We start from the raw sequence: 22,779 nt of genomic DNA, 5'->3' as shown, positions 1-22,779 counted from the left end.
GAGGTGATCAGGGATCAGGCCTGAGCCAGAACGGTTGCTTCGTCGTCCGCACTGACCACCCGCCCCTGGTCTTCAAAACCGCTGATCTGATCGAAGTTCAGATAGCGGTAGAGCTCGTCGGAGAGGGGATCGATCTTTTCGGCAGCGATCCTGCTGTACTCCTCTGGAGTGGGGATTCGACCCAGCTGGGCACAGACGGCGGCCAGTTCAGCGCTGCCCAGGTACACCTGAGCACCTTTGCCCAGGCGATTGTTGAAGTTGCGGGTGCTGGTGGAGAACACGGTGGTGTTGTCCTCCACGCGGGCCTGATTGCCCATGCACAGGGAGCAGCCCGGCATCTCCATGCGGGACCCGGCGGCCTCGAAGGTGGCGTAGTAGCCCTCGGCTTTCAGGGTTTCCTCGTCCATCCGAGTCGGGGGGCAGACCCAGAGGCGCGCTGTGTTCTGGCCGGCGTCTTCCAGGATCTTCGCTGCGGCTCTGTAATGACCGATATTGGTCATGCACGAGCCGATGAAGACCTCCTGCACCGGGTCACCGGCCACTTCGCTGAGCAACTTCACGTTGTCGGGGTCGTTGGGGCAGGCCACCACGGGTTCGGTGAGCTCGTCCAGGTTGATCTCGAGGATTTCGGCGTATTCAGCGTCAGGGTCGGCGCTCATTAGTTGTGGGTTTGCCAGCCAAGCCTCCATCTCCTTGATCCGGCGGGCCAGGGTGCGGGCATCGCTGTAGCCGCGGGCGATCATGTTTTTGAGCAGCGCCACATTGCTGCGCAGGTATTCGCTCACTGTGTCTTCGGAGAGCTTGATGGTGCAGCCGGCGCAGGAGCGCTCTGCGCTGGCATCGGTGAGCTCGAAGGCTTGCTCCAGCTTCAGGTCTGGGAGGCCTTCGATCTCCATGATGCGGCCATTGAACAGGTTTTTCTTGTTGGCCTTTTCAACGGTGAGCAGCCCCCGCTGAATGGCCACCCAGGGGATGGCATTCACCACATCCCGGAGGGTGACACCGGGTTGCAATGACCCGCTGAAGCGCACCAGCACCGATTCAGGCATGTCCAACGGCATGGCGCCGATAGCGGCCGCGAAGGCCACAACCCCGGAGCCCCCTGGGAAGGAAATGCCGAGGGGGAAGCGGGTGTGGCTGTCGCCACCGGTGCCGACGGTGTCGGGAAGGAGCATCCGGTTCAGCCAGCTGTGGATGATGCCGTCACCTGGCCGCAGAGCCACGCCACCGCGCTGGGCAAAGAAGTCGGGCAAGTCCTTCTGGGTCTGCAGATCCACCGGCTTCGGATAGGCGGCGGTGTGGCAGAAGCTCTGCATCACCAGGTCGGAGGAAAAGCCCAGGCAGGCCAGTTCCTTCATTTCGTCCCGCGTCATTGGACCGGTGGTGTCCTGGGAGCCGACGGTGGTCATCAGCGGCTCGCAGCTGGTGCCGGGTCGGACGCCAGCGAGGCCGCAGGCTTTGCCCACCATTTTCTGAGCCAGGGTGAAGCCCTTGCCTGTGTCCGCCGGAGCTGAGGGGCGGATGAACAGATCCGAAGGGTTGAGGCCGAGCTTTGCGCGCACCTTGTCGGTCAGGGCGCGACCGATCATCAGGGGGATGCGACCGCCGGCGCGCACCTCGTCGCTGATCGTGGTGGGCTTGAGCTCGAACCGACTCACCACGGTGCCGTCGCGTTCGATCGTGCCGGCATGGGGTCGGATGGTGATGACATCACCAGTGTTCAGTTCACTGACATCGCATTCGATTGGCAGGGCGCCGGAGTCCTCGGCCGTGTTGAAGAAGATCGGGGCGATCTTGCCGCCGAGAATCACGCCACCGGCCCGTTTGTTGGGCACATGGGGAATGTCATTCCCGGTGTGCCACAGCACCGAGTTGATGGCGCTTTTGCGGGAGCTTCCTGTTCCCACCACGTCACCGACGTAAGCCACGGGATGGCCCTTGTCTTTGAGGGTCGCGATCGTTTTCAGACCCTCTGGATCGCGGGTTTCGAGCATCGCCAGGGCATGGAGGGGGATGTCCGGCCGGGTGGTGGCGTGGGTCGCTGGCGAGAGATCGTCCGTGTTGGTTTCGCCCTCGACCTTGAACACCGTCACGGTGATGCTGTCGGCCAGTTCGGGCTTGCAGGTGAACCACTCGGCTGCTGCCCAGCTGTCCACAACCTGTTGGGCAAAGCGGTTGTCTGCCGCCAGATCCATCACTTCGTTGAACGCGTCGTAAACAAGCAGCGTTCGGCTGAGTCCCTCTGCAGCACAGCCGGCCAGAGCAGCGTCGGGGTGTTTCAGCAGCTCAATCAGGGCGGCCACGTTGTATCCACCCACCATCGTCCCCAGCAGCCGCGTGGCTTCCAGCGGTGACACCAGGGGACTGGTGGCTTCTCCCTGAGCCACGGCGCTGAGCCAAGTGGCCTTCACGTAAGCGGCTTCATCCACACCCGGGGGGATCCGTTCGCTCAGCAGGTGCAGCAGGAACGCCTCTTCACCGGCAGGCGGGTTCTGAAGCAGTGCGGTCAGTCCCTGGGTCTGCTCGGCGTTGAGCGGAAGAGCGGGAACGCCCTGGGCTTCCCGGGCGGCGGCCAGCTCGCGGTAAGCGCTCAGCATGGAGATCTCTGTTCAGGGACTCTCACCATTCTTCCGGACCGTGTCTGTTGACAGTTAGCAGGGTGCGTAGCCTTGGTCGGAGTCTCGCGTCCACCCATGGCCACCACCTCCGATTTGCATGTGGTGGAGACACGTCCCCTGGTTGCCCCTGCGGTGCTGCATCAGGAGCTGCCCATGGATGCGGCAGCGCTTGAGACCGTGGCATCCGCCCGCCAGCGCATCCAGGACATTCTCAGCGGTCGAGATGACCGCCTGCTGGTGGTGGTGGGTCCCTGCTCCGTTCACGATGTCAAAGCAGCCCGCGACTATGCCCAGCTCTTGGCACCCATTCGCGAGCGCCTGAAGGATCAGTTGGATGTGGTGATGCGGGTGTACTTCGAGAAGCCTCGGACCACGGTCGGCTGGAAGGGACTGATCAACGATCCCCATCTCGATGACTCTTACGACATCAACACGGGACTGCGTCGGGCCCGGGGATTGCTGCTCGATCTCGCGCGTGAGGGAATGCCCGCTGCAACGGAACTGCTCGATCCCGTGGTTCCGCAGTACATCGCCGATCTGATCAGTTGGACCGCGATCGGTGCAAGGACGACCGAGAGTCAGACCCACCGCGAAATGGCCTCTGGTCTGTCGATGCCGATCGGCTACAAAAACAGTACGAACGGCAGCGCCACGATTGCGATCAATGCCATGCAGGCTGCCTCGAAGCCGCATCATTTTCTCGGCATCAATCGTGAGGGCCATGCTTCGATCGTCAGCACCACGGGCAATCCCTATGGACATCTCGTGCTGCGCGGAGGCAGCCGTGGCAGCAATTACCACCTGGAGGCCGTGCAGGCAGCCGCGGCGGAGTTGAGCCAGGCCGGTCTGCAGGATCGACTGATGGTGGATTGCAGCCATGCCAACAGCAACAAGGACTTCCGCCGACAAGCGGAGGTGCTGGCCAGCGTTGCCGAGCAGTTGCGGGGTGGCTCCAGCCACGTGATGGGCGTGATGATTGAGAGCCATCTGGTGGAAGGCAATCAGAAGCTCAGCGCCGACCTGACGCAGCTGACGTACGGCCAGAGCGTCACGGATGCCTGCATCAGCCTCGAGACCACCGAAGCCCTGCTGGATGATCTGGCCGCGGCCGTTGCCAGTCGCAAACAGACGGTCACTGCTTGAGATCAGACCACCAGTCGACTCCACATCACTCCAACGCTGAGGGGAACGCTGAGGTTGTCGAGTCCGCGCCAGCTGAGCTGTTCCAGACCGGTTGCGATGGCCACCATGCTGAGGGCTGCTGGCAGGGGTAGGTCAGCCCTTGACCAATGCGCCAGACCGATCAGCACTAGGCCCGTGACACACGCCATGGTCATGGTGCCGACAGTTGATTTGGTCTGACCAAAGAGGACCCACTTTGGTGAGTCAACGCCGCGGCCGATCAATCCTGCAAGGCCATCTCCCAGGGCCATGGCAAGAACCCCTGCGGAAACAGCATCGGCTCGGGTTGGCCAGAAGAGCAGGAGCAGGGTCGTGATCGCTATCCCGTAGGCGATCGTGCCGTAGCTGTTGCGATTGATATCCTCAACGGCGGGGATGAAGCGCCATCGGTGATTGATCGTCGTGGCAAGGGTGATCACCACCGCAACAGGGATGGCGACCACGAAAGGAATCTGAAAGACCCAGGCCAAAGGAACCACGGCCCCGGTTCCGATGTGCACAACTTTTCGACTGAGTTCCCGTTGGTTCGGCCTGAGGCGACGACACACCACGGCAGCTGCTATCACCATCGCCATCCAGGAGAGGATGGCGATGGGTCCGGTGATGGAAAGCAAGTTGCTTAGGCGGCTTGTTGGTGATTGGTCATGGCGCGCAGCTTGAGAATCGCTTTGGCCTCGAGTTGCCTCACGCGCTCACGGGACACATTGATCTGACGACCGATCTCCGCAAGGGTTAGAGGCTCTTCACCGCCAAGACCGAACCGCAACCGCAGAATCTTCTGCTCGCGCTCGTTCAACTGCGACAGCCAGCCCCCCAGATGTTCCTTCTGGATGCTGCGATCCATCCCTTCCATCGGCTCTTCACCGTTGGGATCTGGGATCAATTCGCCCAGGGTGCTGCGATCTTCCTCGCCACGGGCATGGGCATCCAGCGACGCACAGGGTGCGCTCTGGGAGATCAGGTCTTCCAGTTCTCGGGGTTCGATTCCCATGGCACTCGCCAACTCCAGGCGATTCGGTTGACGACCGAAGCGATGGGATAGCTCCCGGGAGATGCGACGCATCTTCGAGAGCTTTTCGCTGATGTGGATTGGTAGGCGAATGGTTCGGGCGCTGTTGTCGATGGCCCGCGTCATGCCCTGGCGAATCCACCAGTAGGCATAGGTGGAAAACTTGTAGCCCATGGCGGGGTCGAACTTGTCGACCGCTCGCTCCAAGCCAATGGCACCTTCTTGAACCAGGTCGAGCAGTTCAAGGCCCTGGTTCTGGTATTTCTTGGCAACACTCACAACGAGGCGGAGGTTGGCTGCCATCATCCGGTCTCGGGCCCGTTTGCCCATGCGGATTTTGTGCCGATGTCGGGAGGTCTGCTCCTCTTCTGGCAACTCTTGAAGTTGCTTCATCTCTTGCACATGATGTGCAAGCTCGATTTCTTCAGCTGCTGTCAGCAGAGGAATACGTCCGATGCTGCTCAGATAAAAACCGATGGAGTCGGTCGCTAGCCGCCCTCCCTGTCGTGCAGATGGTCGACGTCCAGTGGACGGCAACGCAGGTTCCTTCCGAGACGACTGTTGTGTCGTGCCGGAAGATTCCAGAGGGATCCCCATCACCCTGGTCTCCTGAATGAATTTGGGCTGAACTTAGCACCGAGCAACAGCGATGACTGTCTCGAATCGGAAGAATTTCAGGAGCTGAATCTTTTTGCTTTCGAAATAACTGTTGCGGGTGTGATCGTTGTCGCTTCAGATTTGTTTTTGAAGGAATGTTGTATCGGATGTCACAGATGCAGGACGCGTGAAAACCCAAAGAATTATTCGGATTGGATGCCGTTGCTCCATTCTTTGACTAAATCAATCTGGCTATTGCGTTCTGAGGTCTTGTTCTCTGGTTTGCGCTGCACAAAAGTGCCGTCGCTTTGCATGTCCCAGGCGCCCTGGTTGTCGTCCAGGTAAAGCTGCAGCAGGCGTTCCAGTTTTTGGCGATGTTCTGGATCTTCGATCGGTGTGACCGCTTCAATGCGGCGGTCCAGATTGCGGCTCATCCAGTCGGCACTGCCGATATAAACCTCTGGAGAGCCGCCATTGGCAAACGAAAAAATTCTGGAGTGTTCCAGGAACTGGCCGATGATGCTGATCACACGAATGTTTTCACTCAGACCCTGGCGACCGGGATACAAGCTGCACATGCCCCGAATGATCAATTCGATCACGACCCCAGCTTGGGATGCTTCATAGAGCAGCGAAATGATGCTGGGGTCAACCAGGGAATTCATTTTGGCTCGGATCACAGCCTGTCGACCTTGCTGGGCATGCTCAATCTCTCGGCGGATCAACAGCTCCATTCCTTTTCGCAACGTGACGGGGGCCACGAGCAACCGACGGAAGCTTTGTTGTTTCGAAAACCCGGTGAGGTAATTGAATAGTTCCACCAAGTCTTGCCCCAGCTCTTGGTTGGCTGTGAGTAGGCCCAGGTCGGTGTAGAGCTTGGACGTTTTTGAGTTGTAGTTGCCAGTGCCGATGTGCGCATAGCTCTGCAGCTTCTCTTTCTCCTTACGAACCACCAGAACGATCTTGGTGTGCGTTTTGAGCCCAAGCACGCCGTAGACAACGTGAACCCCCGACTGCTCCAGGTGCCGGGCCCATTGAATGTTGTTGTCCTCGTCAAATCGCGCTTTCAACTCCACCAGTGCCATCACCTGCTTGCCGTTTTCAGCAGCACGGATCAGGGCAGCAATGATCGGAGAGTCTTTGGAGGTGCGGTAGAGCGTCATCTTGATGCCCATCACCTGGGGATCGTCCGCTGCCTGATTGATGAACTCTTCGACGGTTGTGGAGAAGAGCTCGTAGGGATGATGCAGAAGGATGTCTTGACGGCGAATCACCGAGAAGATCGATTCGAATTCATCCGCTTTGATCGCGCCCTCTTCAACCAGGTGCTGCTGACTGCGTGCAAGCACAGCCGGTGTTTGGCCTCCCTGGGTACGACTTTTGAGTTTCGGCAGTGATAGCCCGGTCAGCCCGAAGAGGTCGTCCAGGCCCAGGGGTCCATCGATCACGTAAAGGTCTTCCTCTTCCACGCTCAGCCCGGTCATCAGCATCTCCACAACGTCTCTGGGCATCTCGTTGGGAACTTCGAGGCGCACCACCTCACCGCCCATCCGTCGTTTCCGCAGCCCTTGTTCCAGGGCCAGCATCAGGTCATCGGCTTCCAGATCCCTCAGTTCCAGATCCGCATCCCGCGTCACGCGGAAGAAGTAGTGACCTTCGATCGTCATGCCGGGAAACAGCACCTCAAGGTTGAAGGCGATCACCTGCTCGAGAGCAATGGCGGTGTGAACTGGTTTGTCCTCAGTTCCGCTCAGTTCTGAGGGGATGGCGATGAACCGGGCCAGATTCTTCTGCGGAACTTTGACCCGTGCAAATTGACGTTGACCTGTTTCTGGATCAACAACCACCGCGGCAACGTTCAGGCTCAGGTTGCTGACAAACGGGAAAGGATGGGCTGGATCGACAGCCAGGGGTGTCAGCACTGGGAACACCGACGTCTGGAAGGTGTTGTCAACCCAGTTGCGTTGGTCGTCGTTCAGTTGTTTGTAATCGAGCAGCGCAACGTTGTGTTCCAGCAGCTTCGGCTTCAAGTATTGGCGGTAATGCACCTGTTGCTGCTTCAGCAGGGGAATGAGTTGCTCTCGGATCGCAAGCAGCTGCTCCAGGGGTGACTTGCCATCCTCACTCGGTTTGCTGACGCCAGCCTCCACCTGTGACTTCAGGGACGCCACGCGAACCATGAAGAATTCGTCGAGGTTGTTGCTGAAGATGGCGCTGAATTTGGCTTGATCCAGCAAGGGGGTGCGTGGATCAAGGGCCTGAGCCAAGACCCTCTCGTTGAAGGCGATCCAGCTCAGCTCCCGGTTGATGTAATGCTCCGGGGCAAGGGCTGCTGCGCACATGGGTTGAACGGCCTGGCGTTCGTTTCGTTGGTTGAAACGTAGCAATCAGGATTCGCTTGGTTGTGTGTCGGAGATGTCCGGGAGCGGGCTTCCGGCCACCAGGCCGATCACGAGCACCAGCACAACTGCCGCCGCTGCAAAGGGACTCACCGGACCGAGCAGGTCGTAGCTCAACCCCGCCAAGGGTGGGCCGAGAAAACTGCCCAAACTTTGCAGGGCCTGAAGGCTTCCCAGGGCGCTGCCTTGTCCCTCTCGGCCGAGGCGTCGCGACACCAGGCTGCGCAGGCTGGGTGTGACCAGGCCTGTGCCCAGCGCAAGGATTCCAACGGCGGTGAAAATCGCACCGGCCCGCTCTGATGAGCCCACGCTGGGGATCAGCAGGCATCCAATGATCACCAAGCCCAGACCCATCAAGGTCAGGCGCCATTCACCAAACCGTTTCACGAGAGGACCGATCAGCCCTCCCTGCACCACGGTGGCAACCACCCCCACCACCAGGAATGCTGTGGTGGCCAGCTCAGGGCCCCAGCCGAAGCGCTGCTTGAAATAGAGCACAAGGATGGCTGTGAATCCATTGAAGGCCAGGAAGAACAGGAAAAATGCAGCGCAGAGTCGACCCACGCTTGGGTTCATCAGCACTTGGCTCAGCCGTGCAAATGGATTCAAGTCGCGTTTTCTGGGAAGGCTTTTGCGGGAGTCCTGGGGATGGGTTTCCGGCAGCAGATTGAGCACCACCAAGAGGTTGAGTGCAGCGAATGCTGTGGCGATCCAAACGGGGAGTGCCACTGCCACCCGGGCCAGTTGTCCACCGACGAAGGGGCCAAGGATGAAACCCAAGCCAAAGGCCACGCCGATCAATCCGAAGGCACGGGCCCGCTTGTCGGGAGGCGTGATGTCGGCCAACACTGCGCTGGCCGTTGCAGCTGTTCCGCCACTGATGCCGTCAATGATGCGTGCTGCGAACAGCAGCATCAGGGGCAGAAGGCTTTGGCTAGGCCAAGGCAGCGAAACGGTCACCGCAAACAGCCCGAGTCCCAGCACGGAGCCTGCGACGCAGATGCTGATCACGGGTCGCCGCCCGTAACGATCACTCAGCGCTCCGATCAACGGGGTGACCAGGAACTGAGCGAGTGCATAGCTTCCCGCTAGCAAACCAAGGGTTCGCCCGTCTGGAGCGAACTGGGCCAGCAGAAATGGCAACAGTGGAAAAACAATGCTCTCGCTGAGTCGGTCGTTGAGCAGCGTGAGGAATGCGCTGAGCAGTGTGGGAATCCGAGGACGCTGCAAGCTGGCTGCCACGCAGGTGAGACTCACATTCCAACAGGCGGCTGCCATGGCTTTGCGTCCGATTGCTCCGGAGGATCAAGCGCTTCTGCGGGAGATCTATGCCGACGCGATCGAATCGCAGGCGCCTCTTCTCTATACCGACGCACAAGTCAGGGCCTGGGCTGCTTTGGCGTGGTTGCCCGGCGTGCTCGACGCCACGTTCCGTGAGGGCTCGGGATGGCTCACCACCGATGGTTCAGCGTTTGCGATCCGTCATCCTGAAGACCGTCTGTCGCTGCTCTACTGCCGAGGTCGGGCATCGCGGCGCGGCCATGGCAGTGCACTTCTCAATCAGATTGAAGCGGATGCGAGGGCGGCGGGAATCCGTCATTTCCGCACGGAGGCCAGTCAGTTCAGCCGACCGTTGCTGGAGCGCCTTGGCTGGCGGGTGGAGTCTCCGGAAACGATCCTGATCGGAGGCGTTCCTTTTGAGCGCTATCGGATGGTCAAGCTGCTTCGCCAAGCGCACAGTTGATCCAGCCTGGCTTGGGCCTTGCCCGTCTGCATGACGGATTCCGCCCGTTGAATGCCCTGTTCCAGGGATTCACTGCAACCGGAGAACCACAAATAGGCGCCGGCATTCCAGCGCAGGGCATCGCAGAGAGGGCCTTTGTTCTGCAGGGCGTTCAGCGCCTGCTCGGCCCAGGTGCTTTCGTCAGCCCATTCGACGTCGGCGTCATGGCAACCATGGTCGCGGGGATGCAGGATTAACCGCTCCGCTTCACCGTTCCGCACCCGTGCCGTGATGCAGGCCCGGCCGATCGGGAGGTCGGTTCCTCCCTCCAAACCTTTCACAGTGAGGATATCGGTCTCGCCGCCTTGCTTGAGGGCTTCCCAGGCGCGGGCTTCGGTAGGGGGGTGTACAAAGCCACTGACGAGAAGGTGGTCGCCTTGATGGGGAGTCCAGAGCAGTTCCAGACTGGCGACCGGGGGGCGCTTGCCCAGTTCTTCGCGGTAACCGATCAGTGTTTCCGCAATGGGAAAGTGATCCGGTTGATGGATCAGGGCGAAGCCGTTCTGCTGGAAGCCGTCTGCAACAACGCTGATTGGCAGGCCCGTGAGGTCGAGATTAAGGAGGCGGAACAGATCCGCAGCGGTGACGCCGTATTTGATCGGCATCCGGTCACCGCCCTGTAGAACCACCGGCTGGCCACAGGCCAAAAGCACCAGTGTGGTGAGTGGGTAGATCGGTGCTGTCCGCGTGCGCCCGTCGTACGGCATGCCGAAACACAGCGGTGCTCGATTGCCGCCTGCGGATTGCAGCACCGGACCATGGGCGCGGTAGGTGTCCAACATGCCCGTGAGTTCCTGGGGTTCGGGCCGGCGGATGCGATGGGCAATCAGAAAGGCGCCGATCTGTGCTGGCGTCGCTTCGCCCTGCAGCATCAGCTCCATGGCATCAGCCGCTTCCTCGCGACTCATGCCTTTGCTGGTGTGTTCACCGCTTCCCACCTTGCGCAGGTGCTGTTTGAAGCGGTCTCGGCCGGAGAGAACTGCGCTCGTCAAAGGTCCGGCCTGAAGCTGTGGTCAGTCTTCAGGAGCGACTGACCCAATAGAGGTAGCAATTGCTACGAAAGATCAGGGCCTGCTCAGCCGCGATAACCCCTCGAAGCTGCCATGCCGTGGATGCTCTGGGTGATGGCGGCCTTCGGCGTAATAGAGCCGTTCGAGCATCAGTTGGGGGGCTGTGGTCGCGGGAAGGAATTGCGCTTGGAGCAGGGTGGCCATGGATTGAAAAAATTGGCTCATTGGAATCCTGCGTTGACGTTGATTTCACTCGCAGCACGACCCTGTTGGCTGTGCTTGTTGCTTCAAAACAGGCTGTTGTTTTGTAGTTGATGCTTCATTGTTAAGTCAGTGTTTGCGCAACAGTTTCTGAGCTGCTGAGACGTTCCGGTTCGGGACGCTGTTTTTGAGGCGGCCATAACAACTTTTCGTTTAATCATGACTGTTTCAGCTGTTCCTTCGACCCCGTCGTTGTCAGCTCCTTCTCAGGAGACCGTCACTGCCACCTTGATGGCTGCCAAGAAAGCCAAGGGCATGAGCTTTGCCGACCTGGAAGCGGCCTTGGGCCTTGATGAGGTCTGGATTGCTTCATTGTTCTACGGTCAAGCCACGGCTTCCAAGGAAGAGGCTGACAAGCTGGCTGCGCTTCTCTCCCTTGATCCGGCCATCACTGCGGCTTTGCAGGAGTTCCCCACCAAGGGAAGTCTTGATCCTGTGATCCCCACCGATCCCTTGATCTATCGCTTCTACGAGATCATGCAGGTCTATGGAATGCCTCTGAAGGATGTCATCCAGGAACACTTTGGTGATGGCATCATGAGCGCGATCGATTTCACCCTCGATGTCGACAAAGTGGAAGATCCCAAAGGTGATCGGGTCAAAATCACCATGTGCGGCAAGTTTCTGCCTTACAAAAAGTGGTGAACAACCAGTTGTCTTGATTAAAGACATCAAGGCCCCGCAAAAGCGGGGTTTTTTTATGGGCGGAACTGTTGGCTGAGCTGGGTGCTTGCCATCTTCCTTCGAGTGTCGTCATTCAGTTCTTCGCTCAGTTCCAGCAGACAGCGCTGACTGGCAGGTGTGGCGATGCAACCCAGCGCGCGGAATGCTGCCTCTGCAACAGGGAGGGAACCGTTGCGACACAGTTCTGCCAGCTTTTCGCTGATCAATACGCCATCGCGGCGTTGCAGAACCCGAATAGCGGCCACAACGACTGGATCGCGAAAATCATTCAAGACTTCTTGGCAGAACTGCAGCAGTTCGCCGTCGTCGAGGCAGTGGGACCGGAAGCTGAGCAGTTGCAGACCGGCGAGGCGGTGCAGTTGGCCTGGGTGATGCAGGCAATTCACCACAACTGATTCCGGAACCTCGGCTCCCCAGCAGGCCAGAGCCTGAACCACTAGCAGGTTGGCGTCCTCGTTGTCCGAGGTTTGCTCGAGTTGAACTAACAACCAATCGCGGGCTTCGCTCTGGTGGCACAGCCCTGCTGCCATGACCAAATCAGGCAGAACCCCATGGTTGGCGAGGAGTTCTTGGATGACGGGCCAGCCCCGCTCGGCCTGCATCCCCAGTTTTTCGCAGAGGGCTCGCTGCAGATCAACAGAAAGGCTGGGGGAGTAGACCTCCCCCAGCCAAGCGGGCTCCAAAGGAGCGCGTCGTGATCGGGCGAGCCGTTCCCAGAGAACGGCTTCGTCGTTCATCGATGGATCAGCGGGCACCCAGTTCAGCAGCGAGCTCACGCTCCAGCTTTTCATCGTGCTCGGTCGGCAGCACGTTCTCCATATGTGTGCGGTGGGTGCTGTAGAAGAGCATGCCGATGAACACCATGCCGCCCACGATGTTGCCCAGGGTGACCGGCAGGAAGTTCCAGAAGATCACCTTGGTGAAGGGGACACCTGAACCAAGGATCGGCCCAGCGGTGTGCAGGAACTGGTTCACCACGATGTGCTCCATGCCCATCGATTGGAAGGCCGTGATCGGAAGCCAGCAGGCCAGGATTTTGCCAGGAACGCTCTTGCTCACCAGAGCCATGGTTACGCCAAGGCAGACCAGCCAGTTGGCCACCAGTCCGCGCAGGAAGGCGAGGAAAAAGCCCATGCTTCCCAGGGCCTCGTACTTCTTCTCAACGTTGATTTGATTGAGAGCCATGATCTTCTGGGCCACGGCATCCCAGATCGGCGGGCCGACATTGTCAGCAGCGCCATCCATGGTGCCGCTGGTGAGGCTGATCGCCATGATCACGGCCACAACTGCGGTGCCGATCCAGTTACCGATCCAGACCCAGACCCAATTGCGGAAGGTGGCGCCCCAGGTGCTTTTGCCAGCCCAGGTGGCCATCGGCAGCAGCGCAAAGTTGCCGGTGACCAGCTCCATGCCAAACAGCACGATGCTGGCGAAGCCGAAGGGGAATAGAAGTGAGCCGACGAAGGGCGCTTTCACGGTGATGCCCACGGTCAGGGCCAGGATCACCGCCAGGCCAAGAATGGCTCCGGAGTAAAAGCCGCGGATCAGCAGGTTCTTCACGCTGACCGTTGATTTTTTGCCGCCGGCGGCAATCATGCCGTCGACAAGCTCATTGGGTAGGACGTAGTCCATCGGTTGAGATTGAGAGTTGGACGAAGGTTTGATGTCAGCCGCTGATGCGGTTCATCAGGCGGGAGAACAGATCAGGGCTGCCGCCCTGACGGTTGATGGCGGCTCCGTCGCGACCACTGGCACTAAGCCAGTTGACGAAACGAGAGAACACGTCGTTGCGGTTGGCCATGACGGTGAGGGGGAAGTGGTCGTTGCGTTGGAGCCGTGACTTCGAAAGGAAGCGTCACGGCGACGACAGCGATCAGGCCTTCGGGGTGGCCCCGAATTTGTCGATCAACACCTCTTTCAGCGCTGCCTTGATCTCATCGGCGGGGATGGCCTTGCGGTGGATTTCGCCGATGCTTGGGTTGGCGCCTTGGGAACCGCCGATGGTCATCGTGTAGCCCTCACCCATGACTCCCTCGCTGTTTTTTGCCTTGGTGCCGGTGAGGCCGATGGCACCCATGTAGGCCTGTCCGCAGGTGTTGGGGCAGCCGGTCCAATGGATCTTCAGCTCCTCGGGGAGATTGAGCTCTTTGTCGAGTTCTTTGGCCGCCTCGAGAGCTTGGTCCTTGGTGTTGGTGAGGGCGAAGCCGCAGTAGGTGTTGCCGGTGCAGGACACCGTTCCGGCAGCGATATGGCCGGGCTCCAGCGGGAAGCGCTGCACCAGGGTGTCGGCTTTCAGGGCGTCGAGCTTGTCGTTCGCAAGGCCCACGAGGATGACGTTCTGATCTTCGGTAAGACGCACCTCACCACTGCCGTAGTTGAGGCTTGCGGTGGCCAAATCCTGAAGATCCTGGGCGGTCAGGCGGCCGACTGGAACGTGCAGACCGGCGTAGGACAGGCCCTCCTGTTTCTGCGGGTGGAATCCGTAGTGGGAGCGGGGCGTGGTGTTGAACACGGAGCCAGGATCCGGTGTCAGCGGACCGAAGAGTTCTTCCACTTGGCTGCGGAACACGTCGTGGCCCACCTGATCCAGATAGAGGCGGAAGCGGCCTTTGGGGCGCTTGTCCCGTTCGCCGTTGTCGCGCCAGAGCCGGATCACGGCGTCGGTCATCTTGCAGATTTCGTCTGGCTTCACCCAGGCGTTCAGGGGAACGGCATAGGCGTTCATCTGCGATGACAGAACACCGCCGATCCACACGCCAAATCCCATCACCCCATCTCGTTCCACGGGGTGGAAGACGATGTCGTTGTGGAGCAGGAAGTTGTCCTTCGCCCCTGCAACGGCTGTGTTCCACTTGCGGGGCAAGTTGGAATACTCCGGGTTGCCTTGGCAGTTGTTGGTGAGGAAGTTCTGCAGCTCGGTTGTGTAGGGCCGCGTGTCGACGATCTCGTTGGGATCGATTCCGGCGATTGGGTTGCCAGTGACGTTGCGGGGATTGTCGAAGCCGGATTGAATCGTGCTAAGACCTGCTTCCGTTAGTCGTTTAAGAATCTCTGGCAGGTCGCCCAGCAGCACACCACGCAACTGCAGGTTCTGCCGCGTGGTGATGTCGCAACTGCCGTTTTCGCCGTAGCGCTCGACGATCGAACCAACCACACGAAGTTGATCTGAGGTCAGTACTCCATTGGGCACACGCAGGCGGAGCATGAACTTGCCTGGCGTTTTCGGACGCCAGAACATGCCGTACCACTTCAAACGCAGTTGAAGGTCGGTCTCATCCACCTGCTCCCAGCCGAGTTCTGCGAATTTTTCAATCTCGCTACCGACCAACAGGCCATCTTTGGCCGCCTTGTTCTGCTCGATCTTGTTGAGCTTCTTGCCATCCAGGTAAGGCCTGGAGGGAGAGCTAGTAGTCATAAGTCGATTGAAAAGTGGGCGGATTGATTGCTCAAAGACGAGGCGCGAATCAATCGAGATGGCCCGAAGACCGGCAACGCTTCAAAATGAAGGGGAGCGTTGGGATGAGTGAATTAACAACGCGAAGGCAGCCCTGGTCCGTAACAAAGAGAACACTTTTGGTGTTGATCGATTGCAGGGCTGTGATTTGGCCAATTTGTAATTCCGGCTACATCTGGTGGTTCCCGTGAGGCCGTAAAAGGCAACCTGCTTAGGCCTCAGTATTGGCGTCCAATTTCGCCAACCATCCGCACCGCTCCGGCCCGGAGCATTTGCCAAACGCGCTTCATCGCAGCGAAGTCTTGGTCCAGCTCGGAGGGCACGGTCGGGCGGTCCAGACGTCGGTCGTAGTGGGCGTCCCTGGGGTCATATCCCCTGCGGTAGCGGTCGTTCCGGGCGTCGTAGCGCTCGATTCCTCCGTCCAGAGGCTCGCGGTAGGAGCGGCTGTCCAATGGAGCACGATCAAAATTACGGCGGGGCGCCATGACTTCCTCAACGTTCAGAACAACCCGATGACATCAGCCGGCAGGGTCATCGATCCGTGGCAATTGCTACGGAATGACGCTTCCGATGGGAGACGGCGTGGTTTGCATCTCGTGGTGCACGGCCGCAGTGGCGGTGCTGTTCCCGACTGTTTGGCATCCCTGCCGCCTCTTCTGGCTCAGCGGCGATCGGCGCCGGTACAGCTCGAGGTGCTGACAGCTGAACAGGCCGTTTCGCCTCCTCTCCAACCCGCTTGGATCGTTCCTTTGCTGTTGCTGCCTGGAGCTCACGCCCGAACGGACGTGCCGGCAATTCGGGACAGGCTTCATGGAGTTGGGGCCAGTGTGCGTTTGCTGCCCTTTCTTGGTGCATGGACCTCCTGGTGGGACGCTGTGCTGTCAGCGCTTCCTCTGCCTGAACGCCGTGATGCCGTGCTGGTGCACCATCCTCTCCGTCCAGGTGTGGCGGATCGGTTTCTCACGATGCTGTCGTCTCGATTGGCGTTGCCGTTGGTTTCCTTCGATGCTTGGCCGGAGTTCCAGCAGCGCCATCCCCGCGCCCGGCCACTCCCGTTGGCTCTAGCTCCGAATCGCATGACGGAGGCGCTAAGCGAAGCTGGTGGATTGCCTCCTCTGCTGGAGCATCCCCCCACCCGTCAGGCCTTGATCGATCTGCTTGTTTCTCTGCCGTGAGCACCGCTGAACAATCCGGAACCGTTTATCTGGTGGGAGCCGGTCCTGGCGATCCCGAGTTGCTCACGCTGAAGGCGCATCGGCTGCTTCGTGAGTGCGATGCCCTGGTGTACGACTCGCTGGTGCCCGAGGAAGTGCTGGATCTTGTCCCTGATGCCTGCGAACGCCGTTTTGTCGGCAAGCGTCGTGGGCATCATTCAGTGCCGCAACCGAGCACCAACGCCGTGCTCGTGGAAATGGCCCAGAAACACAGCACGGTGGTGCGGTTGAAGGGGGGTGATCCCTTTCTGTTTGGTCGTGGAGGTGAAGAAGCGGCTTACTTGGCGGAAAGGAACATCTCTGTTCAGGTGGTCCCGGGCGTGACGGCCGGCATCGCTGCCCCTGCTTATGCGGGAATTCCCGTCACGCACCGGCGGGCGGGGTCATCGGTGACCTTTGTCACCGGTCATGAGGAAATCGACAAGCGCCGTCCCTCTGTGGATTGGCGTGCCTTGGCCGCGGCCAGTGACGGATTGGTGATCTACATGGGGCTGCACAACCTGCCCCGGATTGCGGAGGAACTGCTGGCGGGTGGTTTGGCCGCGACAACCCCTGTGGCGGTGATCCAGCAGGGCACGGTGGCGGGGCAGCGTTGCCTCAAAGCAACCTTGGTTGACGTTGCTGATCAATGCCGATCGCAAGCCTTCAAGTCACCCTCGATTGTTGTGGTGGGTGAGGTGATTGATCAGCAGGTTGAAGCCTGCATGCCCACACCGGCAGCGGTCACGATGCCGATTCCGTTCTGACCATCCCCGCTCTATTCCTTCAAGCGAGCCCGGAGCTGGGCCAGGTTGCAGGGGCGGGTGTCGGCATCCAGCTGAGCTCGGATGAGTCGGTCCCAAGCTGTAGTCACCGCATCCAGAGATCCCGGCAGCACAAAAACAAAGGTGCTGTTGGCCACGCCGGCAAGGCAGCGGCTTTGCAGGGTGCTGGTGCCGATGCGCTCGAACGAGAGCACGCGAAACAGTTCTCCGAATCCTTCGATTGTTTTGTCCAGCAGAGGTGCCACGGCTTCAGGGGTGCCATCGCGGCCGGTCAAGCCGGTACCGCCGCATGTGATCACCACATCAACCGCGGGATCAGCGATCCAGCGGCTCAGCTCACGGCGGATTTGATAGCGATCATCCGGGCAGAGTTGTCGCTCGTGAAGCCGATGGTCGGCGGCTTCAAGGCTGCGCAGCAGCTGATCTCCGCTGCTGTCGTCCGAAAGGGTGCGTGTGTCGGAGATGGTGAGCAGGGCGATGGACAGGCCCATGGCACAGCGGCGGAGCCTTCGGACGCTAGAACCGCTCCAGCTGCCATGGACGCGGTGCTGAAGGTGCTGCTGTTCGCTTCCCTGCGAGAACGCGCCGGTTGGGCCGAGCGTTCCCTCCCCTTCACGCCAGGGGTATCGACGGCCCGTGAGGTCTGGAACCAGTTGGATCTTGGCCCGCTGGAGGGCATCAGCATCGCGGTCAACCAGGAGTTGGTTGGTGCCAATCAGCGGTTGCAGGCCGGTGATGAGCTGGCGTTCCTTCCACCGTTCACGGGGGGTTGAAGCATGACCAGTTGTTGTGTGGAGGTGTGCCCGGATCCCTTTGATCCTTGGCAGCAGCTCGCGATCTGGAGTGGGGATGCCGCGGCCGCGGCGATCTTCATTGGTCGGGTGCGTCCCACCACCATGGATGGCAGGCCTCTGCAGGCGCTTGAGCTGGAGCACTTCCCTGGCCTTTGCGAACGTCAGATCACGGCCATGGCGCAGCGTTTGCAGCACGAGCACCGGGTAGGGCCGATTTTGGTGCTGCATCGGGTGGGGAGGCTCGCCCCTGGAGACCCGATCGTTCTGGTCGCAGTGCAGGCGGATCGTCGTGGTGCGGCGCAGCGCTGCTCAGCCGCCCTTTTGGAGCATCTCAAGCACCAGGCCCCATTCTGGAAGCGGGAGTGGTGCGCTGGTCAGGGCACCTGGCTGGCGGAGAACACACCGCTCTGATCAACGTTTGGGTGCTGCAGTTCGTAACCCAGCTGTTTGAGTCGGGTGTTGCGGATCCGTCGGCCCGCTGACCCTGGTTCGTCGTGTCCAAGCCAGTGCACGGGCGCCAAACCCTGGCGCTGCAGGCTCTTCCCCACCAGATCCCGCAGTCGAATTGGTTCGTCATTAACCACATTCACCACGCCGATCCATTCACCATCAAGTGCTGCTTCCAGGGCACCGGCGGCATCCGCCACGTGCAGCCAGTTGCTGTAGGAGGCTCCGTTGCCGGGGCGTTCTACTCCGGCGAGCCCGCGCAAGCGTCGATCAAGCTCGCGTCCGGGGCCATACAGCGCTCCGAGGCGCAGGATGCACACCCGCCGGTCGCTGATGCCGCTGAGCAATTGCTCGCTTTCAAGCAGAACATCGCCATGGCCACGGCCTGGCTCGGCTGGCGTTTCTTCATCCACCCAGCCACCCTGGGCATCGCCGTACACCGAGCAACTGCTCGTGTAGACGATCTGTCGCAGATTTGGCAGTTGTGGCAACAGCGACATCAGGCAGCGGAAGCTGTCGACGAAGGTGTGGCGATAGCCGTTGGTATCCACCTGGCGATCTCCTTTGGGACCCAGACAAAACACCGCGCTGCTGCTTTGTCGCAGTGCGTCCAGCAATTGGGCGGGGTCGGTGGCGTCGCACACCTGCACCCGATCCGCCAGGGGGCTGAGTTGTTCCAGCCGTTCGCTGGTGGTGGTGGTCAGTGTCAGCCTCAGCTGTGGCCGTCTCAGTTGCAGCCGCTCCGCTAGGGCGAGCCCCAAATACCCGCAGCCAACGATGGTCAGGTCCATGGCGGGGGATGGCTGTTGCAGCGACCTTAAGAAGATCGACTGCTCCATGCCGTCACTGACATGACTGATCAATGGACCCTCAACCGCCGCAATTTCGCCGGCCACTGGCAGGGCTGTGGCCACTGGTTTGAACGGGACGGCAGCAATCGATTGGATCTGCAGCGTCCGTCGCGCCGGATTGACCCCACCACCTACGTGATTTCCTTTTCCGATGACGACCACGGGGTGTGGGATGGCTCGGGTCTGGCGTTTGCTCCCGGTGGCCTGGCCACCTATCCCATCAGTCGAGCCACCTACAACGCCGCTGGCGTTTGCTGGCAGTTTCCCGGGGCGGGGGGCCAGTCCAGCCTTGGCTTGGATGCCGATCGTCCGCGCTTCGGCCACGAGATCAACCTGTTCTGCGGTCGCTCCCGCTCGATGCTGGTGCTGCTCTGGGAACCGCGGAACGGCCGTTGGCGTTTGCAGCGCGTTGGAGCGGTGGGTTTCCGTTGCTTGAACAGCACCGATCCGGAACCCGACCGTCCCGCGGGCGGGACACCCGAGGCCCTGCTGGCGCCGGTGCAGGGATGGAGTGGCAAGCGGCAGATGCTCAGGCCGCAAGTGGGGGTGAACGGCCAGGCTGAGGATGCCGCTCCACTGGTCTTCGATCCAAGCCAGCTGTTGCACAACGACTGCTCAGCCGTGATGCCCGACGGCTTGGTGTTCTCGGTGCCCAGTGAGATACCGGAGCAGCCCTTCAGCCTTGAGATCGGTGGGCGTCTCGGCGCTGAGTTGTTTCAGCAGATCAGCATCCATTTCGATGCATCGGGCCAGCTCATGGCCTGGGAGCGTCGACGCTTTCGGTCTGATGAGGCTTAGAAAATCCGCTGACGGATCACCTGTGCCCAGAGGCGGGTGCCGCTCTCCAGCGAGCCGGCCTCCGCCGGCAGTTCCAACAGCAGATCGGCGTGTTGCAGGGAGCCGATCCTGGAGGAGGCCTGCGAGCCATCCACCCGTGCCAGCAGCGTGCCTGCGGCGTTGGTGTCAAGGCGGGCCCGGGCCAGTTCCGGCCGTCCCGGTCGGCGGGACAACGGGTCGGCGAGTTCCACCATCACCCGGGGGAACAGCTCCGGTTCGGTCTGGCCCTCCAGGACCTGCAGAGCGGGCCAGAGCAGTTGCAGAGCGGTGACCGCCGCCGCCACCGGATTGCCTGGTAGTCCGAAAAATGGCACGCCCTCACCGATGCTTCCAAAGGCGAAGGGGCGACCCGGGCGAAGGAACAGTTTCCAGAAGTCCACGGCACCCAGCTCCGCCACCAGCGGTCGGATCCAATCGGTGTCACCGGCGGAGACGCCGCCGGTGCTCACCACCACGTCGCAGTCGTTGGCCAGATCAAGCAGGGCCTGCCGCAGGGCGTTGGGTTGATCGGCCACCACCCGTCGCTGGGTCACCGACTGCCCGAGGGCCTGGAGCATCGTCTCCAGAAGCGTGCCGTTGCTCTCCCAGATGGCACCGGGGTGCCGCGCTGTTCCGGGTGGCACCAGCTCGTCCCCGCTGATCAGCAGCCCGATGCGGGGTTGCTTCGCAACGGTTAACTCGGCGATGCCGCAGCCGGCGAGCCGTGCGAGATCGGCTGAACCCAGGCGCCGTCCAGCGGCCAGCAGCAGGTCTCCTGGTCGGCATTCCTCATCCTCGGGGCGAATCCAGGGACGATCCGATGCGTCTTTCGCCAGCTGGATGGTGGTGCCGTCCACGGTGATCAGCTCCTGGGGCAGCACCCAGCCAGCACCGTCCGGGAGTGGAGCTCCGGTGAGGATCCGAATCGCATCGCCGTTCACGAGGGTCCCGTTGAAGGGTTGGCCGGCGGCGGAGCGTCCTTTTAGCTGCCAGGTCTCTCGGAGCTTGGGCTGGTGGCTCTGCCCCAGGGCGTAGCCGTCCATGATCGAAGCCCGGAACCCGGGAACGGCTGCGGTGGCTTGCACTGCCATTGCGCTCATGCGGCCGAGGGCCTCCTGCAGGGGCACCGTGCTGGTCGCCGTGATCGGTTGGATCGCCGCCAGAACCCGTCGACGTGCCTCCTCCAGGGGGAGCCCTTCGCGTCCGTAGGGCTCAGCGTTTCCAGACACCGTTCCGCCCACCTTCTTTGAACTCCAGTTGGATCGCCTCGATCGTCATGGCTGGATCGACGGCCTTGAGCATGTCGTAAAGGGTCAGCAACCCCACGGACACCGCCGTCATCGCTTCCATTTCCACCCCGGTCTGGCCTGTGGTGCGGCAACGGCAGTTGACGACCAGGCCAGGCAGCGATGCGTCGGCGTCGATCGTCACATCCATGCCACTGAGCGGCAGTGGGTGGCACAGGGGAATCAGTTCCCAGGTTCGTTTGGCTGCCTGGATGGCCGCCACCCGGGCGACCGCCAGAAGATCTCCTTTTGGTGTCTCGCCCCGCTGGATCAGGCCGAGGGTTGTGGCTTCCATGCGAATGGCCCCACGGGCATGGGCCTCGCGGTTGGTGGCCGGACGGTCCCCCACATCCACCATGTGAACCTCGCCTTGCTGGTTCAGATGACTCAGGTTTTGCGTCATTCGATCAAGGTGACAACACCGCTGCTGAGTTGGAAATAACCCACCACCAGTTTCAGCGCACCGCTGGTTTTGGCATCGGCCAGAACGGCGCTGCGTTGGATCAGCGTGGAGGCGCTGGCGAGGGCATTGCTCCTGACGGCCTCCGCCAGATCGCTGCTGCCGTTGATGCTCTCCTGGATGGGTTGGATTAGCCGGTCCAGCGAAGGGGTGAGCGGGTTGGCGTCCATCGCTGCCGTGACGGCTCCGCAGCCGCTGTGTCCCATCACCATCACCAGTGGCGTCTTGAGAACGCTGACGCCGTACTCCACCGAAGCGATCGCTTCGTCAAACGCGCTGTTGCCGGCGTTGCGAATCACGAATAGGTCTCCAGGGGTGGTGTCGAACACCCAGCTCGGCGATACCCGTGAATCAGAGCAGGTGAGCACAGTCGCCCAGGGGTGCTGGCTTTTGGCCAAAGCTCGAGGGGAGTTGAAGCAGCGTGGGTCTGGACTGGGTGCTTGCTGTGTGGCCCAGTTGTTTTGATCGGCCCTGCGCCAAGCCTCTGCAAACCGGCGGTTTCCCGCCATCAGAGCCTGGAGTGGATCATCAGGAACGCAGAACCCGTCTTCAGCTGCTTCAACAGGCCGCGCCTGCATCAGGGCGGCTAAGGCCAGACCGCCCGTTTGCTGGAGGAAGTGACGGCGCTGAATCCCCATGCCGGCAGCCTATGTGGGCCGGCTGGTGGGTTGTGCGATCGGGGCTGTTCTATTTGGCCCCTGCGATCAGCGCTCGCCGAAGGGTGCCCAGAGGGTGGCTTCGGAACCCACAACAGGCTCCACAGCGGGCTGGATGGCAGCAGCGGGTTGGGCGGTTGCGGCTGTGTTGGCGCTGGCGATGTCGCGCTCGCCCAAGGGAGCCCAGAGAGCGGCAGGACCTGCGATCACCGGCTCGACGCCAGTAGCGCCGGCCTGAACGGAGGCCGTCTGGCTGCGCACCAGTTGCACGGCGAGGGAACCAATGATGAAGGCACCCAGGAAGCCGGCGGCCAGGGTGATGGGGCTGCGGCCGGAAGCGGACGAGATGCTGCTGGTCACGGCAGAAACTCTTTGAACAGAGCTTCAGTATGGAAAGAATTGGTGTGAACGACTACTAAACGGGCTGAATTGTGTAGCGGAATTAACAGTTTCTATGGGATCAAAGTCCTGCACGGGCTGGTGCTGGAATGCTT

General features: G+C 60.9%; 26 protein-coding genes. 8 read left to right on the top strand and 18 right to left on the bottom strand.

Annotation, left to right across the window (positions count from 1 at the left end; genetic code table 11):
- Positions 1–14: 14 nt before the first annotated feature.
- Positions 15–2,597, bottom strand: a complete 2,583-nt coding sequence (acnB, locus tag SynPROSU1_RS13670; protein ID WP_186570969.1) for a bifunctional aconitate hydratase 2/2-methylisocitrate dehydratase — start codon at positions 2,595–2,597, stop codon at positions 15–17.
- Between the two features lie 96 nt (positions 2,598–2,693).
- Between acnB and SynPROSU1_RS13665 the strand changes: the two genes are divergently transcribed.
- Complete coding sequence (locus SynPROSU1_RS13665) at positions 2,694–3,761, top strand: 3-deoxy-7-phosphoheptulonate synthase (protein WP_186570968.1); 1,068 nt, start codon at positions 2,694–2,696, stop codon at positions 3,759–3,761.
- A 2-nt stretch (positions 3,762–3,763) separates the two neighbouring features.
- Here the strand turns inward: SynPROSU1_RS13665 and SynPROSU1_RS13660 are convergent, their stop codons facing one another.
- The 4 genes from SynPROSU1_RS13660 to SynPROSU1_RS13645 all read right to left on the bottom strand — a co-directional run bounded on the left by SynPROSU1_RS13660 (position 3,764) and on the right by SynPROSU1_RS13645 (position 9,083).
- Positions 3,764–4,414 (bottom strand): diacylglycerol/polyprenol kinase family protein, encoded by a 651-nt coding sequence (locus SynPROSU1_RS13660; RefSeq protein ID WP_255444706.1) that lies wholly within the window; start codon positions 4,412–4,414, stop codon positions 3,764–3,766.
- 5 nt (positions 4,415–4,419) lie between these two features.
- Positions 4,420–5,406 carry an RpoD/SigA family RNA polymerase sigma factor gene (locus SynPROSU1_RS13655; RefSeq protein ID WP_186570967.1) on the bottom strand — a complete coding sequence of 329 codons (987 nt, stop codon included), beginning with the start codon at positions 5,404–5,406 and terminating at the stop codon, positions 4,420–4,422.
- Positions 5,407–5,609: 203 nt separating this feature from the next.
- A complete protein-coding gene (ppk1, locus tag SynPROSU1_RS13650) occupies positions 5,610–7,793 on the bottom strand; it encodes a polyphosphate kinase 1 (protein ID WP_255444705.1) in 2,184 nt (727 codons plus the stop codon).
- Positions 7,794–9,083 carry an MFS transporter gene (locus SynPROSU1_RS13645; RefSeq protein ID WP_186570965.1) on the bottom strand — a complete coding sequence of 430 codons (1,290 nt, stop codon included), beginning with the start codon at positions 9,081–9,083 and terminating at the stop codon, positions 7,794–7,796. It abuts the gene before it with no gap.
- Between SynPROSU1_RS13645 and SynPROSU1_RS13640 the strand changes: the two genes are divergently transcribed.
- Positions 9,082–9,549, top strand: a complete 468-nt coding sequence (locus tag SynPROSU1_RS13640) for a GNAT family N-acetyltransferase (protein ID WP_186570964.1) — start codon at positions 9,082–9,084, stop codon at positions 9,547–9,549. The two genes, SynPROSU1_RS13645 and SynPROSU1_RS13640, sit on opposite strands and share 2 nt — an antisense overlap.
- On the opposite strand, the gene SynPROSU1_RS13635 is transcribed toward SynPROSU1_RS13640, so the two are convergent.
- Both SynPROSU1_RS13635 and SynPROSU1_RS13630 read right to left on the bottom strand, forming a co-directional pair.
- Positions 9,510–10,580, bottom strand: a complete 1,071-nt coding sequence (locus SynPROSU1_RS13635) for an anthranilate phosphoribosyltransferase family protein (protein WP_186570963.1) — start codon at positions 10,578–10,580, stop codon at positions 9,510–9,512. The two genes, SynPROSU1_RS13640 and SynPROSU1_RS13635, sit on opposite strands and share 40 nt — an antisense overlap.
- Positions 10,581–10,652: 72 nt before the next feature.
- The gene (locus SynPROSU1_RS13630) at positions 10,653–10,802 is read right to left on the bottom strand and encodes a cyanate hydratase (RefSeq protein WP_255444703.1); all 150 of its coding nucleotides are present in this window, start codon (positions 10,800–10,802) and stop codon (positions 10,653–10,655) included.
- A gap of 216 nt (positions 10,803–11,018) precedes the next feature.
- On the opposite strand from SynPROSU1_RS13630, the gene cynS reads away from it, so the two are divergent.
- Complete coding sequence (gene cynS / locus SynPROSU1_RS13625) at positions 11,019–11,504, top strand: cyanase (protein WP_186570961.1); 486 nt, start codon at positions 11,019–11,021, stop codon at positions 11,502–11,504.
- Between the two features lie 53 nt (positions 11,505–11,557).
- Here the strand turns inward: cynS and SynPROSU1_RS13620 are convergent, their stop codons facing one another.
- From SynPROSU1_RS13620 to SynPROSU1_RS13600, 5 genes are all read right to left on the bottom strand, one after another.
- Entirely contained in the window at positions 11,558–12,280 is a 723-nt protein-coding gene (locus SynPROSU1_RS13620; protein WP_186572423.1) for a HEAT repeat domain-containing protein, read from the bottom strand.
- A 7-nt stretch (positions 12,281–12,287) separates the two neighbouring features.
- A complete protein-coding gene (locus SynPROSU1_RS13615) occupies positions 12,288–13,175 on the bottom strand; it encodes a formate/nitrite transporter family protein (protein WP_186570960.1) in 888 nt (295 codons plus the stop codon).
- A 34-nt stretch (positions 13,176–13,209) separates the two neighbouring features.
- Positions 13,210–13,344 (bottom strand): hypothetical protein, encoded by a 135-nt coding sequence (locus SynPROSU1_RS13610; RefSeq protein ID WP_006851080.1) that lies wholly within the window; start codon positions 13,342–13,344, stop codon positions 13,210–13,212.
- Between the two features lie 72 nt (positions 13,345–13,416).
- Positions 13,417–14,958, bottom strand: a complete 1,542-nt coding sequence (locus tag SynPROSU1_RS13605; RefSeq protein ID WP_186570959.1) for a ferredoxin--nitrite reductase — start codon at positions 14,956–14,958, stop codon at positions 13,417–13,419.
- Positions 14,959–15,215: 257 nt separating this feature from the next.
- Entirely contained in the window at positions 15,216–15,482 is a 267-nt protein-coding gene (locus SynPROSU1_RS13600) for a hypothetical protein (protein WP_186572434.1), read from the bottom strand.
- Between the two features lie 27 nt (positions 15,483–15,509).
- Between SynPROSU1_RS13600 and SynPROSU1_RS13595 the strand changes: the two genes are divergently transcribed.
- Both SynPROSU1_RS13595 and cobA read left to right on the top strand, forming a co-directional pair.
- Positions 15,510–16,172, top strand: coding sequence for a DNA mismatch repair protein MutS (locus SynPROSU1_RS13595; RefSeq protein ID WP_186570958.1), 663 nt, complete (start codon positions 15,510–15,512; stop codon positions 16,170–16,172).
- Positions 16,169–16,957, top strand: a complete 789-nt coding sequence (gene cobA, locus SynPROSU1_RS13590) for a uroporphyrinogen-III C-methyltransferase (protein WP_186570957.1) — start codon at positions 16,169–16,171, stop codon at positions 16,955–16,957. The genes SynPROSU1_RS13595 and cobA overlap by 4 nt, the downstream gene beginning before the upstream one ends.
- An 11-nt stretch (positions 16,958–16,968) precedes the next feature.
- Here the strand turns inward: cobA and moaB are convergent, their stop codons facing one another.
- The gene (moaB, locus tag SynPROSU1_RS13585) at positions 16,969–17,466 is read right to left on the bottom strand and encodes a molybdenum cofactor biosynthesis protein B (RefSeq protein ID WP_186570956.1); all 498 of its coding nucleotides are present in this window, start codon (positions 17,464–17,466) and stop codon (positions 16,969–16,971) included.
- A gap of 45 nt (positions 17,467–17,511) precedes the next feature.
- On the opposite strand from moaB, the gene SynPROSU1_RS13580 reads away from it, so the two are divergent.
- Complete coding sequence (locus SynPROSU1_RS13580) at positions 17,512–17,748, top strand: MoaD/ThiS family protein (RefSeq protein ID WP_115024668.1); 237 nt, start codon at positions 17,512–17,514, stop codon at positions 17,746–17,748.
- Positions 17,749–17,751: 3 nt separating this feature from the next.
- Entirely contained in the window at positions 17,752–18,180 is a 429-nt protein-coding gene (locus SynPROSU1_RS13575) for a molybdenum cofactor biosynthesis protein MoaE (protein WP_186570955.1), read from the top strand.
- On the opposite strand, the gene SynPROSU1_RS13570 is transcribed toward SynPROSU1_RS13575, so the two are convergent.
- Entirely contained in the window at positions 18,144–19,007 is an 864-nt protein-coding gene (locus SynPROSU1_RS13570) for an NAD-dependent epimerase/dehydratase family protein (RefSeq protein WP_186572422.1), read from the bottom strand. The genes SynPROSU1_RS13575 and SynPROSU1_RS13570 overlap by 37 nt on opposite strands.
- 60 nt (positions 19,008–19,067) lie before the next feature.
- Between SynPROSU1_RS13570 and SynPROSU1_RS13565 the strand changes: the two genes are divergently transcribed.
- Positions 19,068–19,865: a DUF3598 family protein gene (locus SynPROSU1_RS13565; protein ID WP_186570954.1), complete on the top strand. Its 798-nt coding sequence runs from the start codon at positions 19,068–19,070 to the stop codon at positions 19,863–19,865.
- Here SynPROSU1_RS13565 and glp read toward each other — a convergent pair.
- From glp to SynPROSU1_RS13545, 4 genes are all read right to left on the bottom strand, one after another.
- The gene (glp, locus tag SynPROSU1_RS13560; RefSeq protein WP_186570953.1) at positions 19,862–21,112 is read right to left on the bottom strand and encodes a gephyrin-like molybdotransferase Glp; all 1,251 of its coding nucleotides are present in this window, start codon (positions 21,110–21,112) and stop codon (positions 19,862–19,864) included. The two genes, SynPROSU1_RS13565 and glp, sit on opposite strands and share 4 nt — an antisense overlap.
- Positions 21,096–21,572, bottom strand: coding sequence for a cyclic pyranopterin monophosphate synthase MoaC (gene moaC, locus SynPROSU1_RS13555; RefSeq protein WP_186570952.1), 477 nt, complete (start codon positions 21,570–21,572; stop codon positions 21,096–21,098). The genes glp and moaC overlap by 17 nt, the downstream gene beginning before the upstream one ends.
- Positions 21,569–22,267, bottom strand: coding sequence for a carbonic anhydrase (locus SynPROSU1_RS13550; protein WP_186570951.1), 699 nt, complete (start codon positions 22,265–22,267; stop codon positions 21,569–21,571). The genes moaC and SynPROSU1_RS13550 overlap by 4 nt, the downstream gene beginning before the upstream one ends.
- Positions 22,268–22,333: 66 nt before the next feature.
- Positions 22,334–22,645 (bottom strand): hypothetical protein, encoded by a 312-nt coding sequence (locus SynPROSU1_RS13545; RefSeq protein ID WP_186570950.1) that lies wholly within the window; start codon positions 22,643–22,645, stop codon positions 22,334–22,336.
- Positions 22,646–22,779 lie beyond the last annotated feature (134 nt).

This window comes from Synechococcus sp. PROS-U-1 (genome assembly GCF_014279755.1).
GTDB lineage: Bacteria > Cyanobacteriota > Cyanobacteriia > PCC-6307 > Cyanobiaceae > Parasynechococcus.
This window is presented reverse-complemented; position numbering and strand designations above follow the sequence as displayed.

Excerpts from the sequence above, each read along its gene's own strand:
- SynPROSU1_RS13610 (WP_006851080.1), bottom strand. The coding sequence starts at position 13,344 with ATGGCCAACCGCAACGACGTGTTCTCTCGTTTCGTCAACTGGCTTAGT.
- SynPROSU1_RS13580 (WP_115024668.1), top strand. The coding sequence starts at position 17,512 with ATGGACGCGGTGCTGAAGGTGCTGCTGTTCGCTTCCCTGCGAGAACGC.
- SynPROSU1_RS13595 (WP_186570958.1), top strand. The coding sequence starts at position 15,510 with ATGACATCAGCCGGCAGGGTCATCGATCCGTGGCAATTGCTACGGAAT.
- SynPROSU1_RS13655 (WP_186570967.1), bottom strand. The coding sequence starts at position 5,406 with ATGGGGATCCCTCTGGAATCTTCCGGCACGACACAACAGTCGTCTCGG.
- SynPROSU1_RS13605 (WP_186570959.1), bottom strand. The coding sequence starts at position 14,958 with ATGACTACTAGCTCTCCCTCCAGGCCTTACCTGGATGGCAAGAAGCTC.
- SynPROSU1_RS13615 (WP_186570960.1), bottom strand. The coding sequence starts at position 13,175 with ATGGACTACGTCCTACCCAATGAGCTTGTCGACGGCATGATTGCCGCC.
- SynPROSU1_RS13575 (WP_186570955.1), top strand. The coding sequence starts at position 17,752 with ATGACCAGTTGTTGTGTGGAGGTGTGCCCGGATCCCTTTGATCCTTGG.
- SynPROSU1_RS13565 (WP_186570954.1), top strand. The coding sequence starts at position 19,068 with ATGACTGATCAATGGACCCTCAACCGCCGCAATTTCGCCGGCCACTGG.
- moaB (WP_186570956.1), bottom strand. The coding sequence starts at position 17,466 with ATGGGCCTGTCCATCGCCCTGCTCACCATCTCCGACACACGCACCCTT.
- SynPROSU1_RS13640 (WP_186570964.1), top strand. The coding sequence starts at position 9,082 with ATGGCTTTGCGTCCGATTGCTCCGGAGGATCAAGCGCTTCTGCGGGAG.
- acnB (WP_186570969.1), bottom strand. The coding sequence starts at position 2,597 with ATGCTGAGCGCTTACCGCGAGCTGGCCGCCGCCCGGGAAGCCCAGGGC.
- SynPROSU1_RS13600 (WP_186572434.1), bottom strand. The coding sequence starts at position 15,482 with ATGGCGCCCCGCCGTAATTTTGATCGTGCTCCATTGGACAGCCGCTCC.
- cynS (WP_186570961.1), top strand. The coding sequence starts at position 11,019 with ATGACTGTTTCAGCTGTTCCTTCGACCCCGTCGTTGTCAGCTCCTTCT.
- SynPROSU1_RS13645 (WP_186570965.1), bottom strand. The coding sequence starts at position 9,083 with ATGGCAGCCGCCTGTTGGAATGTGAGTCTCACCTGCGTGGCAGCCAGC.
- moaC (WP_186570952.1), bottom strand. The coding sequence starts at position 21,572 with ATGACGCAAAACCTGAGTCATCTGAACCAGCAAGGCGAGGTTCACATG.
- SynPROSU1_RS13630 (WP_255444703.1), bottom strand. The coding sequence starts at position 10,802 with ATGGCCACCCTGCTCCAAGCGCAATTCCTTCCCGCGACCACAGCCCCC.
- SynPROSU1_RS13665 (WP_186570968.1), top strand. The coding sequence starts at position 2,694 with ATGGCCACCACCTCCGATTTGCATGTGGTGGAGACACGTCCCCTGGTT.
- SynPROSU1_RS13570 (WP_186572422.1), bottom strand. The coding sequence starts at position 19,007 with ATGGACCTGACCATCGTTGGCTGCGGGTATTTGGGGCTCGCCCTAGCG.
- SynPROSU1_RS13620 (WP_186572423.1), bottom strand. The coding sequence starts at position 12,280 with ATGAACGACGAAGCCGTTCTCTGGGAACGGCTCGCCCGATCACGACGC.
- SynPROSU1_RS13550 (WP_186570951.1), bottom strand. The coding sequence starts at position 22,267 with ATGGGGATTCAGCGCCGTCACTTCCTCCAGCAAACGGGCGGTCTGGCC.